Source organism: Paenibacillus sp. A14 (assembly GCF_036864815.1).
Classification (GTDB): domain Bacteria; phylum Bacillota; class Bacilli; order Paenibacillales; family Paenibacillaceae; genus Fontibacillus; species Fontibacillus sanfengchensis.
Genome location: NZ_JBAGJD010000009.1, coordinates 70803 through 84854 on the forward strand (window position 1 = coordinate 70803; position 14052 = coordinate 84854).

The following is a 14052-nucleotide window of genomic DNA, read 5'->3' on the forward strand; positions in this document are numbered from 1 at the left end:
TTATGGGGAGAAATCAATCACATATTTACTGCTGGCCTTTGAGGTAGTATTCATTGCAAGAAGGTTGTGAAGTGAGGTGGGGAAATGCCGTATAAAAAATTATCGATTCCAGTTATAATTATATCTTTACCCTTTATCTTTTTTGATGTTTTGTTGCCGCTGTATACTGAGGAACTTGGATATACTACATTTCAATTTACCCTTCTGTTTTCCGTGTTCTCACTCGTCCAATTGATGATGCGGCTTGTACTGGGCAAATTGTCGGATAAATATAGCAGACGCTCCATCTTTATTGCGTCCTTCTTGTTTTTTGTCGCAGCCTATTTTACATTTGCTATGGCCGATCAATTATCGCTTTTGCTGACCGCAAGAGTGTTGAACGGCATCGCAAACATTCTGCTGACCCTTTCCGTCTTCGGGCTTATTGCCGATGCCAATACGAATTTAGCACAACAATTGGGGCACTTTGACAGCAAACGCAACCTTGGCGGGTTCATCGGCGTCGGATTAAGCTTCTACATATTAAGCAACTACGAATTGCTGCAGGGATGGAAGGTGTTGTTCGCAGCTTGCGGAGCAGCCGCCTTGTTGGCGCTTCTTTATGCTCTTACTTTAAGACCGGAAGAGCCAAAGCGAATGATGATTCCGCAAAGTGTTGTTTTATCACCCGAGAAACGCAAAGTCTGGACGGTGAATGTGCTGTTCCGACTGATCTCCAGCATGATTATCGTTTTGTTGATTCCTTACCTGCAAGCTGTATTTAAAGCAGATATTGAAGAGATCGCCATTACCTTCTTGGTGCCTTTGCTGGTGTCTTCATTTTCGGGTACTTATCTGGGCAAACTTGGCGATCGGATGGGTTACCGCAAGACGGTTGTTATATCGACCGTGATGTCCGGCATAACGGTTGCCGCCCTTCTGTTTTCCTCCAGACTGAGCATATTCGCCTTGTTTTGGATGGGCTTTATCCTTTCATTTTCCATGCTGGAATTCTCGCTGGATGCAATGTTTATGAAGAGCATTTCCGAGCATAACATTGGCGATGCCTACGGCAAATATTCCACAGGCTCCAATATCGGCATGATTGTCGGACCCGCGCTGGGGGGCTTTTTATTTGATTCCTTCGGCCATGTTGTCCCTTATATTGTGTTCGTGGCAGGGATGACCGCATTGATCCCCTTGGTGCTCGTTGCGCTTCCCAAAGACCCGAATGCTGCCCATCAAGACAACTTAATAAAGCCAGGCCATTCCTGACCGGAAGCAAAATCCCCTGCAGAAGAGTTCTGTATGACGAAGCCTTTTATAAGAGCAGGCAAGACTATACGTAAAAATACGATAGTTTCTCATCTATTTCAGTCAAAGTTATTAAATCGGTATATTCCCTGGGTGAAAAAAATTTTTAGCAATTTCGAAGCTATATAGGTTGAACTATTGATTTACGTAATAGATAAGTACGCAGTCCCAAGCTTACAGACATCCTAATCCGTATTAAGCCCCTGGCTATCAAGGTGCCGAGTGCACTACCAACTCCAAAAGATGCAAATCTGCAGGAATTTAGGCCGATCCACGAGAGTTTGCGAAAAAAGATGCAAATCTGCAGGTATTCCTAGCGATTTTAGAGAAGCGAGCCTATTTCGTCGAAAATTCCTGCAGAATTGCAGGAATCTTGAAATTTTTGTTCCGAACAGGAAAAAAACTTGCAGATTTGCAGGAATTCTATGTTAATCAAGGTTGGCTGATGGGGTGCTAGTTGTTTAGTTTGAATTAAAAGGAATTCTTCCCGTTAATTTGGTGCGTATGCGGCCGGAGGGGTGATTTAGCTGGAAAACCTCCCGTTAATTCGCCTGAAATTCTGTATATCGGCCATTGGGCCGCGAAATAGCTGGAGCTTTTCCAGCTAAATCCGAGCGAAGAGCCAAGCAAGCTAAATTAACGGGAGGTTTTCCCGTTAGTGTGTAGACTCCGACCGACGGTGGTGGCGCTTCTATATCTACAATTGTCGATGTTGGCAATGTATCTCCGAAACCCTATCACATCCTGGCCAAACGCCAATTTTATTTCTTCTATAAAAAGAATAGAAGTTCTTATCCAGTTCGACCGACCGGATAAGAACTTCTGTTGTTTTCACTACCAAGGAACCGGCCCGGTGTCATCAAACAATCATACCCGTAAGTCCATCATCAGAGAGCGTGGCTACCCGAGTGGCGATATTCGCCGCCTGGGCCACGGTGCGCTTGCCTTGGCACCCGTACGGGTATAGAGTCCGCCGCTCCACTAGAGCGGCTCTTTTACATGGTTGATAAACCTCGTTGACCGTACCGGAAAATGCTGTCAATATTTTAGAAGTATCGTTTTGATGAATATAGCAAGAAAGTAGTGGTTGTGATGAGACAAGAGCATCTTTTGCTGGTAGATGATGAAAAAGGCATTTTAACCATGATCGAAAAACTGCTCCAGAAGGAAGGTTTTCAGCGGATCGCTACCGCGGCCTCGGCGGGTGAGGCCCTGCGTTTGATGGAGCTTCATGATTTCGATCTCGCCGTATTGGATGTGATGCTTCCGGATATGGACGGGTTCGAGTTGTGCCGGGAAATCCGCAGCCGGACGAATATGCCGATAATTTTCGTTACAGCCAGGTCAGGGGATTTGGATAAAGTGATGGGACTCGGATTCGGCGGAGACGACTATGTGACCAAGCCTTTTAACCCTTTGGAACTGGTGGCCCGGATTCAGGCTCATTTGCGAAGAGAGCAGTTCTACAAAACTCAGCCGCCCGTCAAAAGCAAAGCTATGAATTTCGGCTGCTTCCGCATCGATAAAAGCACGGGCCAACTCTTCATCAACGGTCGGGAGACGCCTTGTCCGGCCAAGGAGTTCGAGTTGCTCACGTTTCTGTGCGAACACCCGAATCAGGTCTTTACCGCCCTGCAGCTTTACGACCAGGTATGGGGGACGGCGTTTACAGGGGACGAAAAGACGGTGGTCATCCATATCTCCAGACTGCGAAAAAAACTGGAGGCCAATCCTTCGAATCCGAAAATCATCATTAATATGCGCGGAATCGGCTACCGCTTTATCCCTCCGGAAATGGGCGCACCGGCATGAGGCTGAGCATCAGATTTTTTTTGCGGCTCACCGTGCACTTTCTGGTCAGTCTGGTGCTGCTTGTCGGCTGTATCAGCCTTGGCTTGGCGGTGGTCGATGTCCTGGTCCCCGAGGGGGGAGCACGCCAAGATAACGGGGTCATTATATGCGTGGCGGTTCTCATTACGATTTATATCCTTGTCTGCGGCTGGTATTTCGGGCTGCCGCTGATCTACGTTATCGGTAAAATCCAACGTTTGGCACACGGCATTTATCGGGATCCCGTTAAATTTCAAGGCCTGGGTACCGGTGAGGGAAGGAAAATCAAGGCCCCCTACAGTCTTTTGAAGGAGTTAATCCTGCAGATGCAGGCGCTCTCGGAAACTCTGGAGAGAAGCGAACGGGAACGGGGCCGGCTGAACGAGCTGCAAAAAGAGTGGATGGCCGGCATCTCCCATGATTTGAAAACCCCGCTGACCTACATCAAAGGATATGCCGATATGCTTCTCTCCTCTCACGAATGGACGGCCCGGGAGCAGGCGGAGTTTATCACCGAAATCCAGACGAAAGCCAGCCATATGGAGGAACTGATCGGGGACTTGAGCCTGACTTTTCGGCTGGAAGGACAAGAGATGCCGCTGCATTTGGTCAAAAAAGAGCTGGTCGAATACGTGCGGCGCATCGTAGCCGATGTGGCCAATGATCCCCGGGCCGTCCAATGCCATATTGGCTTCGAAGCGAATGTCTCGCGGGCGGTGCTGCGGATCGATGAGAAGCTGCTCCAGCGCTCGCTGCATAACCTCATTATTAATGCCGTGCTGCATAATCCGCCCGGAACCCATGTGCGGATACAAATGCTGAAGCGGACTTCTTTCCTCGCGATTGCGATTACCGATGATGGAACCGGCATGGATGAGGATACAGTGGCGCAGCTATTCCATAAATATTTCCGGGGAACCACGACGGAAAAATACTCCGAGGGTACGGGCCTGGGCATGGCAATCGCCGATCAAATCGTACGAGCCCACAAAGGCAGCATCAACGTTTCCAGCCGTGTAGGCGAAGGGACTACAATAACGGTGTCGTTGCCTTTGGGGAAATAATTAGGATATACGTTACCTGCTGTTTACCTCGATTTTATTTCCATTCTCTAGAATGCTTTGAGAGCAGAGGAAAAAGTCGGGAGGAACCTTCAAGATGTTGGAATTGCACAATGTAAGCAAACGCTATAAACAAGGAAAATGGGCGCTGCAAAAAATAAACATGACGCTACAGCCGGGGATTACCGGGCTGCTCGGACCGAATGGCGCCGGAAAGTCCACGCTGATGCGCATGCTGGCCACGATCTCGCGGCCGACCGAGGGGACGATTACCTGGGATGGAGAGAACATAAGCAAGCGGGCCGATGCGCTTCGGGCCCAATTGGGCTACCTGCCGCAGGATGTGGGGGTGTACCCCCACCTGAATGCGGTGGAGTTTTTGCAATACGCCGCGGCTTTAAAGGGACTTAGCGGGCCGAGAATCAAAAAGAGGATTTTGGAGCTGCTTGAACTCTTGAATCTCCATGAAGTCCGGAGCCGGCCGATCGGCAGTTTCTCGGGCGGCATGCGTCAGCGCATCGGCATCGCCCAGGCCTTGCTGAACGACCCGCGGCTGCTGATTCTCGATGAGCCTACCGTCGGCTTGGATCCGGAGGAGCGGGTCCGGTTCCGGAGTCTGCTGACGGATTTGTCCGGGGAAAGAATTATTCTCCTTTCTACCCATATCGTGTCGGATATCGAAGCGACCGCCGACCAAATCGCCATCCTGTCCAAAGGGAGTCTGCTGATGAAGGCCGATCCTGGCGAGGCGCTGCGCACGGTGCAGGGAAAAGTATGGTCGCTGCTGATTCCGGAGCATAAACTTCAGGAGGCCCGAGCAACCTGGACGATTAACGGCACAATACGGAGATTGGAAGGGCTGGAGCTTCGCATCATTTCGGAATCGCCGCCCGATGCGCTGGCGTCCCCGTTGACGCCCAGCCTGGAAGACGCTTATCTTTACGCCAGGATGTGCGGCGGGGAAGGGGAATAAAAATGCGGGCAATTTCTATGATTTATTATATTGCCCGCGCCGACCTGCTGGAACGGACAAGGCATTTTTCCTTTTTGGTGACGCTTGGCTTAGCGATGATGGCCGCTTATTTCTGTGTGCCCCCTGCGGATGCGGGCTATGTAACGGTGCACCTGGGAGGTGTATACCGTGGAGAATATAATTCCGCTTGGATAGGGGCGTCCGTTGCCATCTCGAGTCTACTCTTTCTCAGCTTGTTCGGTTTTTACCTGGTCAAAAACAGCATTCAGCGGGATAAGCGCACCCGCGTAGGAGAAATTATCGCATCCGCACCGGTAAAAAAGCTGTACTACCTCACGGGAAAGGCCATAAGCAACTTTGCCGTACTGTCCCTCATCGCGGCAGCCGTTATGGGGGTAGCCGCCGCGATGCAGTGGAACCGGGGGGAGGTCCGGCGGATTGAAGTTTGGGAATTGGTGTCCCCCTTCCTTTTTATGGTGCTGCCGGTATTGGCGGTCGTTGCGGTATTGGCTTTGCTGTTTGAGACCAGGAAGATGCTGCGGGGCGGACTCGGAAATGTCGTGTACTTTGCGTTGTTTATTTTGTATGCCGCAATGATAGATTCGCTGCCCTTCGGGATTTCCGTCTATACTTCGGATATGATGCGGGAATTGCACGAAGTCGCCCCCGCCTTTTCGGACAGTTACGGTATCGGCATCTTATTTCCGCATGCCCCTATCCAACGGTTCGAGTATCAGGGGGTGGAATGGACGGGCGGTCTGATTTTACAGCACCTCATCCCCTTGGCGGCTGCCGCGGTATTATTGCTGTTAGCTGCGCTTCTGTTCCGCGGGTTTAAAGAACCGGTTCGGTCAGGATCGACCGGCGAGGCTTCTGGGGAGATCACCGGAGTGGATTCCGCGGTTACGCGAAGCGAACCATCGACGATCCGTGCCGCTAAGCTTACACCCGTACCTGCTGCCGGGGGATTCTGGCCGCTGCTTGCCGGGGAATTGCGGCTCCTGAGGAAAGGGGCTTCTATGGGCTGGTTTATCGTCACCTTCCTGCTATCGCTCCTGTGCCTGTTTCTGCCGGCCGAGGTTTCGCGTACATGGATGATCTGGCCTTTCGTTTGGATTTGGCCGCTGACCCTATGGTCCGGCATGGGGAATCGGGACACTCGTTACCGCACGGAATTTCTGGCTTTATCCAGCCCCCGTTTTGCGACCCGCCAGTTGCTGGCGATTTGGCTTGCCGGCATTCTCGCAACCTTGTTCGCAGGAGGAGGAATGCTGATTCGATTGTTGCTGGAGAGGGACACGGCGCAGTTGATTTATGCCGTTTCTGCGGTGCTGCTGATCCCGTCCTTAGGCCTGGTGTGCGGCGTGTTGACGCGTACCCATCGGGTGTTCGAGGTGCTGTATCTGCTGATTTGGTATCTGGGCCCGTTTAATAAAACCCCGATTCTCGATTTCTTGGGTGGAGGGGTGTCGGATTGGCGTGCCGAACAAGCGGGAGGGCTGTACTTCCTTCTAAGTTTGGGGATGGTCGGGGCGGCTTATGCCGTAAGAAGCTGGCAAGTGAAACAAAGGTAGGAGGAATTCCAGGCAGCGGCTCCAAAGCTTAAGTGCTTTGGGGCCGCCTTTTGTAATTGTAATCGGCTTCATGTGGGAGTTCCAAGGGGGCGAGGAATATATAGTTTGTAAAATTCTTTCATAATTCCGATATAAAAAGTAACAGTTCTTGACTTTGATAATGCGGAAGGGAGGATTTTATGTGAAAATCAGAACAAAAATTTTTGTGTATTTCGGGATTTTGTTTATATTTTTGATCGCCGGCGTTACATATCAGCTGTACAAATCGAATATTCAAAGCGAAAGCTTGCTGGAGGTGAAAAACGAATCGTTGCGTTCTCTAAACTATGCTACCGAAACCAAGGCGATACTATCCCAGATTCAGACACAGCAGCTCCTTGCCTTGACCGGTTGGTTCAGCCCCAAAGAGAGCGAGGATACCATCAACAATCTGACCGGGGAATTTCATAAGAATCTGGAACAATACCTGGTCTTGAACCCCGAGGACAAATCCGAAATCGACACCATTAACGCCCAACTGGATAAAGCCTTGCATAACGACGAAGAAAATATGCAGGTCATCACGGATATTACCAACAGCATCAACGATTTTGCCAAGTCGGAAACTGAAGAAGTCGTCTTCACCATGGAAGAGATTATGAAATCCAACGCACAGTCCAATCTTTTGCTAGTGATTGTCCAAGGATTGGGTCTGCTGTTCTGCGTTTGCGCCGCCTTCATCTTGGCTCGCTCCATTCATCAACCCATCCGGAAACTTACGCAGGCGGCAAACAAAATCGCCGAAGGAGACCTGAGTGAGCCGCTGATAAGCCGTACGAAGGATGAAATCGGGTCGTTGACCTCGATTTTCGAGAAGATGCGGTCAAGTCTTGCTTCTTTTATCGAAGCGGCGCAGGGAGCCTCCAATCAGGTAGCCGCCTCCAGCCAGCAGCTTACCGAACGCACGCGGCAGTCGACGGAACAAATTGCAGTGTCGGCTTCGGCCTCCCAAAGCATTGCGGAGGGGGCCGATACGCAAAAGCAAAAAGTATCCGAGACCGCACGGGCTATGGAGGAAATTTCGGAAGGCGTCATGCGGATTTCCGATTCCACCTTAACGGTGTCGCAGCTCTCCGTAGCTACGGAACAGCAGGCCCAACAAGGGAATGATCTCCTGACCTCCGCCGTGGTGCAGATGGACACGATCCACCAAGCGGTAGCCGGTTTTGCCGAAACGGTGGACAAGCTCTATCAGCACTCCAAAAATATCGACCAAATCACCTCGGTCATCAAGGCGATTACGACACAAACCAATTTGCTGTCTCTCAATGCCGGGATTGAAGCGGCGCGGGCGGGTGAGCACGGTAAGGGATTTGCGGTCGTCGCCAAGGAAATCAGCAAACTGGCCGCACAATCCCAGGCGTCTTCCGATCAAATCTCGGAAATCGTCGAGCTGATCCAAGGCGCCACCCAGCAGGCGGTAAACACGTTGGGGCATGGCGTCAAACAAGTGGAGACGGGAAGGGAGTCCATCCGTTCCGCAAGCGAGGCGTTCGGCCTGATCACCGGCTCCACCTCGGAGATCTCGATACAGATTCAGGAGGTTTCCGCCGCTTCTCAGCAATTGTCGGCCAGTGCCGAACAGATTACCGCCTCGTTCAACACTTTGGAGCATATTGCGGCAGAGGCGTTCAAAAACAGTCAAAGTACGGCGGAAGCCGCCGTGGCCCAGAAGGACGCCGTTCAAGAGATGGCGCAGTCGGCCGTCATTCTGAACGAGGCTTCCCGGCAGCTTGGACAATATATCGCCAAGTACAAAATTTCCTAAATCTAAAGCGGAGGTCGGCTTGTGTCCGACCTTCCGCTTTTTTTTTGTGGCTAAGAAACATTCCACCGGCCTGGCCGGTTGCCGGAAGAAATATGCCACCTTGTTTCGATAATTAAAACACCATAATCGAAATAAAGTACGTATTATATATTGCAAAACTCGAATATATGACGTACTATATATTCAGAAAAACCTTCCAAACGAGAGGAGGAACTTCAATTCGCCCGGCAAACGGGCAGAACGAGAATAAAGCGGAGGGATCCACTATCAAACTGACATCCCGTCAAATGGAAATTGTAGATATCGTAAAAAAACACGCCCCTATCACCGGGGAGCAAATCGCGGAAATGCTGAACTTGACCCGCCCGACGATCCGTTCGGACCTTTCGGTGCTGGTCATGCTCGATTATATCGATGCCAAACCGAAGGTGGGGTATTTTCTCGGGAAACGCGCACTTTCGGAAAATGAGAGCAGGCTTAAGCTGCTGGACATGAAGGTCGGCGACGTGCACGGGGTCCCGGTGGTCGTGCGGGAAACGACGACGATCCATGACGCGGTCGTCACGCTGTTTCTCGAAAATGTCGGTCATCTGATCGTCACCGATGAAGAGGGACGGCTGGCCGGCATCGTCTCGCGGAAAGACCTGCTGAAGGTGACGCTGGGCAATGCCTCGGCTTCGACCATGCCGGTGAGCTTCATCATGACCCGCCGGCCGAACGTCATCACCGTATCCCCGGAGGATACCGTGCTGGAAGCGGCCCGCATCATCATCGCCCACCAGGTCGACAGCCTGCCTGTGGTGGTGCCGGCCCCTTCTGGCGGAGAAGGGGAACTGAACGTCGTGGGACGAATTTCCAAAACGAATATCATTAAAATGCTGCTCGACACGCTGGAAGAGAAATAAGAGACAAACGGAAATCACGGGAGGAATGGGATGAACCAGGGGCAGTCACACTTCATAGCTATTTGCTCGGACTCGATCGGCGAAACCGCCGAAGCGGTCGTCCGGGCGACACTTCGGCAGTTCGAACTGCCGAATACGGAAATCAAACGCATCATGAACGTCCGCTCCGAAGACGAGATCGGCGCGGTCATGGAAGAGGTCGCCCGCCGGGGAGGCTTCGTCGCTTATACGCTGGTGCAGCCGGAGCTCCGGGAGGCGATCCGGGAAGAAGCGGTCCGGCTGAATGTCCGGGCGGTAGATATCATGGGCCCGATGATGCAAGCCTTCATCGATACGTTTAACGATACGCCGAAGCGCACCCCCGGGCTGCTGCACCGGCTGGACGAGGATTACTTCAAACGGGTGGAAGCCGTGGAATTTGCCGTCAACAACGACGACGGCAAGGATGTCGGAGCGATCTTGAAGGCGGACTTGATTCTGCTCGGGGCCTCCAGGGTGTCGAAGACGCCGCTGTCGATTTTTTTGGCGCACAAAGGGTTGAAGGTGATGAACTATCCGGTCGTACCGGAGCTGACGCCCCCTACTCAGCTCCGGGAAGTTAATCCGGGCAAAATCGTCGGACTGACGGTAAATCCGGAGCATTTGGTGAAGATCCGCTCGGCGCGCCTGCAATCGATGGGGCTGCCGGACGATGCCCACTATGCCTCCATTCAGCGGGTCCAGGATGAGCTGAAATATGCGCAGGAACTGTTCGCCGCCCTGGGCTGTCCGGTGATTGACGTGACGGATAAGGCGATTGAAGAAACCGCTGCTTTGATAATGAGACAAATATAGAGAACGGGGAAACTGAAACGGAGGGAAAATCATGGAACGTCATATGGCATTGGAACTGGCGCGCATTACGGAAGCCGCCGCCCTGGAGGCGGCGCAATGGACAGGAAGAGGAGACAAGCACAGCGCGGATGAGGCGGCAACCGTCGCCATCCGCAGCTTGTTCCATTCCGTGGATATGGATGGCACCGTCGTGATCGGCGAAGGGGAGATGGATGAAGCCCCGATGCTCTATATCGGCGAGAAAGTCGGCAACCGCCGCGGTCCAAAGGTGGACATCGCCGTCGATCCTTTGGAAGGCACCGAGACGGTAGCGAATGGCCTGAACAATGCCATCTCCGTGATCGCCGCCGCGCCGCAGGGAAATCTCCTGCATGCGCCGGATATCTACATGGCGAAGCTGGCGGTTGGACCGGCGTTGGCCGGAAAGCTGTCGCTGAACGATCCGATCGGCGTTACGCTGGCGAAGGCTTCCGGCATCTTGAAGAAGCCGCTGCAGGACATGACGGTGTCCATCCTGGACCGGGAGCGTCACCAGGAGATGATTCGGGCGCTGCGTACCGCGGGGGTGCGGATCAAGCTGCTGAGCCATGGCGACGTCATGGGGGCGATCGAGGCGGCCAGCGAAGGCGGCGTCGACCTCTACGTCGGCTCCGGCGGCGCCCCGGAGGGCGTGCTGGCGGCCGCGGCGCTCCGCTGCCTCGGCGGGGAGCTGCAGGGCCGTCTGCTGCCCGGAACCCCGGAGGAAACGGCCCGCTGCCGGGCAATGGGGCTCGGCGATCCGCGGCGCCTCCTGACCATGGAGGACATGGTCGGCAGCGGCAGTGTGCTGTTTGTGGCGACCGGTGTGACCCCGGGGGATCTGCTGAACGGGGTCCGGTATTTGCCTAACCAGAAAGCCGAAACCCACTCCGTGATTATGCATTCCTCGAACCGCACGGTGAGCTACCTGCAGACCATCCATCATCTCGCCGGACGCGGGCGGATGGACCTGCTCGCGGAGCAAGCGATCTAAACGGACGGCGGGTATCCATTCGTTCGTTTCGTGTCTCATGGACCGGCCCCTGGGCCGGTCTTTTTCGGTTGGCCGGTCGGTTCGGCCCAGTGGAGCTATATTTGCCGAATCGGCCAGGAGACGCGGAATAGCGGACTTCGAGGCCTACTGCCCCGTCAGCCAACCTTGATAACATAGAATTCCTGCAAATCTGCAGGAATTTTCGACGAAATAGGCTTGTTTCTCTAAAATCGCTAGCAGATTTGCCTCTTTTGGAATTGGAAGTGCGCTCGGCACATTGGTAGCCCGTGGGCTTAATACGGATTTGGATGCTGATGAGGCATTAGCTACGAGCCGGATGGGCTGGATGGGCTGGATGCCTCCTGAACAAGACGTGCCCGTGATGTCCCGCCGAAATGCCGGGAGAACAGCAGCATCGCGCCCGCTTGGACTCCGGCAAGCACCAAGTAAATGTTGCTGTAGGCGGCGGATGCCGGAAACGGATTGAACGGGTTCCAGACCGACGATGACCCGAGGTCCACGGTTCTGCTGTAAATGCCGGAAGCGGCCGCGCCGGCCAGGAAATTCATCATCGACAGCAGCCCCATGCCAACGCCGGTCTGCTCCTTGGGGAGCGACAACGAAATCGTTTTGGTCATGGAAATCTGTATGAACATCTGACCGATATTGCCCAGGATTAAAAAGGCGGCAATGCCGACCGGCGACATCCCGGCGAAGGAGGACAACAGCGCAAAACAAAGCAAGTTCAGCAATATGGCGAAGCGAAAAAGGAAGGATGTTCCCCGGGTATCAGCCAGTTTGCCGCCGGTGCTGCCGAGAACCGCCGTGGCGACGGCTCCGGGGACCATCGTAAATCCGATCCACCCCGGACTCAACCGGTTCAGATCGGCCAACAACTGCGGCGTCAAAAAGGGCAGCGAGTAGCTGGTCCCCACCAATACTACGGCCAGGACAACGCCCCAAACATACCTTTTGTTCGAGAACAGGCGAGGCGGGATGAAGGGTTCGCCGGCCGTGCGGATGCGCAGGATAAACAATGCCAGAAGGATCAGGCTTGCCGCGCCGAAAAACCATCCCCCGTTTTGGGTGACCGACAAGAGGAAGAGAGCGACGGTCCCCGCCAGCAGCCCGCCTCCCAGCCAATCGATCCATCCTCCGGCCGCGGGTTCGTCGCGCAGCAGCTTCCGGTACATGGGCAGGGTTATCAAAATGAGCAGGGGGATTATAAACAGCCATCGCCAATGGAACACGCTGACCATCAGGGAGGATACGACAGGACCTACCGCACTCCCGATGGCCAATCCCGTGGCGGTAATGCCAAGGGCTTGGCCGCGGCGTTCCGCGGGAAAATAGCGGACCGGAATGATCATCGCCATCGCCGGGATTACGGCGGCTCCCAAAGCCTGCAAAACGCGGGCGAGGAGAACCATCCAGTACGCCGATGACGCCAGCCCGATCATGGACCCAACGAAGAAAATGAATAGGCCGACGGTCAGCAGATGTTTAGGCTGGAACATATCGGACAGTTTTCCGTAGATCACGGAACCGATCGCATAGATGAGTAAGTAGATTGAAGTTACCCAACTCACCTGGGCGAATGACAGCTGAAATTGCTGGCTGATTTCGGGCAGTACGATGTTGAACATGGTTGCGCTCATCGACGAAAGCACCATCGTAAACGCCAGGACACGGATCAACTTGTCCGCCGCCGTTAGTTTGCGGCCGAATCTCATAACGATCACCCCTTTGATGTTTTCAAACCTTATCTTATAATTGATTTATAATAATTAAAAATATATATTTTGTTATAAATCAATATACTAGAAGATATGAATTGAAGGGAGGAGCGGACATGGAACTGCTTCAACTGCGGTATTTTCAAACGGTGGCGCGAATGGAGCATATGACTAATGCCGCAAAGAAACTGCAAATCGCCCAGCCTGCGCTAAGCAAAACCATCGCCCGCCTGGAGGAAGAATTGGGGGTGCCGCTGTTCGATAGACAAAATCGGCAAATCCGGTTGAATCCGTTCGGAAAAGCGTTTCTAAACAGCGTGGAGACGGCTTTGTCGGTTCTGGAAGAGGGGAAAAGGGAAGTTACGGATCTTGCCGGTGCAGAGCGGGGGACGATTCGGATAGCCACCACGACTTTGAATCGTCTGTCTAAGGCGCTGGGGGCGTTTCGGGCACAGTACCCGGAGGTGAACTTCCGGATTGTCCAAGTGGCCCCAGGCTCCGTGGCGGAGATGGTCCGGATGCTGGAGAACGGGGAGGTTGATTTGTGTTTTGGAGCGGCATCTTTGAATCATCCCCGCGTCAAGGAGGAGGACGTGCTGCATGCCGAGGTGCGTCTGGCGGTGCCGCCCGGACATCGCCTCGAAGGGCGGGAGCGGATTCATCTGCGGGAAGCCGGGGGCGAGGCTTTTATCGAATATAAAGCGGGCCATCCGTTTCGGAGCATAAACGATGCCTTTTGCGAGTCCGCTGGCATTCAGAGGGAAGTGGTGTGCGAGGTGGAGGAACCGTCGGCGCTTGCCGGCCTGGTGGCGGCCGGTCTGGGCGTTGCCTTCATGCCGACCTGCAAAGGGGATGACGTAACGCAAGCATATAAGCTAATCCCGATTGTATCGCCGGATTGTCACCGGGCTTTTTCGGTGGCCTGGCTGGAATCCAGATATTTGCCGCAAGCGGCCGAACGGTTTCGGGAATTTCTGGCCCGGCATTTCGCTGAAAGCCGGTCATAATCCGCCCGGACCCCTAGATG

11 protein-coding genes are annotated in these 14052 nt (G+C 53.5%); 10 read left to right on the forward strand and 1 reads right to left on the reverse strand.

From position 1 onward, the window contains the following. The first annotated feature begins 84 nt into the window (after positions 1-84). The 9 genes from V4U88_RS20860 to glpX all read left to right on the forward strand — a co-directional run bounded on the left by V4U88_RS20860 (position 85) and on the right by glpX (position 11289). On the forward strand, positions 85-1254 hold the full coding sequence (locus tag V4U88_RS20860) for an MFS transporter (RefSeq protein WP_334075182.1): 1170 nt from the start codon (positions 85-87) through the stop codon (positions 1252-1254). A gap of 1131 nt (positions 1255-2385) precedes the next feature. Next, positions 2386-3105, forward strand: a complete 720-nt coding sequence (locus V4U88_RS20865; protein WP_334075183.1) for a response regulator transcription factor — start codon at positions 2386-2388, stop codon at positions 3103-3105. After that, positions 3102-4187 (forward strand): sensor histidine kinase, encoded by a 1086-nt coding sequence (locus V4U88_RS20870; RefSeq protein ID WP_334075184.1) that lies wholly within the window; start codon positions 3102-3104, stop codon positions 4185-4187. The genes V4U88_RS20865 and V4U88_RS20870 overlap by 4 nt, the downstream gene beginning before the upstream one ends. 94 nt (positions 4188-4281) lie before the next feature. Further along, entirely contained in the window at positions 4282-5157 is an 876-nt protein-coding gene (locus V4U88_RS20875) for an ABC transporter ATP-binding protein (protein ID WP_334075185.1), read from the forward strand. A gap of 2 nt (positions 5158-5159) precedes the next feature. Then, a complete protein-coding gene (locus V4U88_RS20880) occupies positions 5160-6731 on the forward strand; it encodes a Tat pathway signal protein (RefSeq protein WP_334075186.1) in 1572 nt (523 codons plus the stop codon). A gap of 181 nt (positions 6732-6912) precedes the next feature. Further along, a complete protein-coding gene (locus V4U88_RS20885; RefSeq protein WP_334075187.1) occupies positions 6913-8538 on the forward strand; it encodes a methyl-accepting chemotaxis protein in 1626 nt (541 codons plus the stop codon). A gap of 287 nt (positions 8539-8825) precedes the next feature. Beyond that, positions 8826-9443: a helix-turn-helix transcriptional regulator gene (locus tag V4U88_RS20890; protein ID WP_334075188.1), complete on the forward strand. Its 618-nt coding sequence runs from the start codon at positions 8826-8828 to the stop codon at positions 9441-9443. Positions 9444-9473: 30 nt separating this feature from the next. Then, positions 9474-10277, forward strand: coding sequence for a pyruvate, water dikinase regulatory protein (locus V4U88_RS20895; protein ID WP_334075189.1), 804 nt, complete (start codon positions 9474-9476; stop codon positions 10275-10277). Positions 10278-10308: 31 nt separating this feature from the next. Then, positions 10309-11289 carry a class II fructose-bisphosphatase gene (glpX, locus tag V4U88_RS20900; RefSeq protein WP_334075190.1) on the forward strand — a complete coding sequence of 327 codons (981 nt, stop codon included), beginning with the start codon at positions 10309-10311 and terminating at the stop codon, positions 11287-11289. A gap of 326 nt (positions 11290-11615) precedes the next feature. Here glpX and V4U88_RS20905 read toward each other — a convergent pair whose 3' ends face one another. After that, a complete protein-coding gene (locus V4U88_RS20905) occupies positions 11616-13022 on the reverse strand; it encodes an MFS transporter (protein ID WP_334075191.1) in 1407 nt (468 codons plus the stop codon). Between the two features lie 119 nt (positions 13023-13141). On the opposite strand from V4U88_RS20905, the gene V4U88_RS20910 reads away from it, so the two are divergent. Further along, on the forward strand, positions 13142-14032 hold the full coding sequence (locus V4U88_RS20910; protein ID WP_334075192.1) for a LysR family transcriptional regulator: 891 nt from the start codon (positions 13142-13144) through the stop codon (positions 14030-14032). Positions 14033-14052: the final 20 nt, after the last annotated feature.

What these genes read in the sequence shown, in the direction of transcription:
- V4U88_RS20865 (WP_334075183.1), top strand. Translation starts at nt 2,386, where the DNA reads ATGAGACAAGAGCATCTTTTGCTGGTAGATGATGAAAAAGGCATTTTA.
- V4U88_RS20910 (WP_334075192.1), top strand. Translation starts at nt 13,142, where the DNA reads ATGGAACTGCTTCAACTGCGGTATTTTCAAACGGTGGCGCGAATGGAG.
- V4U88_RS20890 (WP_334075188.1), top strand. Translation starts at nt 8,826, where the DNA reads ATGGAAATTGTAGATATCGTAAAAAAACACGCCCCTATCACCGGGGAG.
- V4U88_RS20870 (WP_334075184.1), top strand. Translation starts at nt 3,102, where the DNA reads ATGAGGCTGAGCATCAGATTTTTTTTGCGGCTCACCGTGCACTTTCTG.
- V4U88_RS20860 (WP_334075182.1), top strand. Translation starts at nt 85, where the DNA reads ATGCCGTATAAAAAATTATCGATTCCAGTTATAATTATATCTTTACCC.
- V4U88_RS20895 (WP_334075189.1), top strand. Translation starts at nt 9,474, where the DNA reads ATGAACCAGGGGCAGTCACACTTCATAGCTATTTGCTCGGACTCGATC.
- V4U88_RS20880 (WP_334075186.1), top strand. Translation starts at nt 5,160, where the DNA reads ATGCGGGCAATTTCTATGATTTATTATATTGCCCGCGCCGACCTGCTG.
- glpX (WP_334075190.1), top strand. Translation starts at nt 10,309, where the DNA reads ATGGAACGTCATATGGCATTGGAACTGGCGCGCATTACGGAAGCCGCC.
- V4U88_RS20905 (WP_334075191.1), bottom strand. Translation starts at nt 13,022, where the DNA reads ATGAGATTCGGCCGCAAACTAACGGCGGCGGACAAGTTGATCCGTGTC.
- V4U88_RS20875 (WP_334075185.1), top strand. Translation starts at nt 4,282, where the DNA reads ATGTTGGAATTGCACAATGTAAGCAAACGCTATAAACAAGGAAAATGG.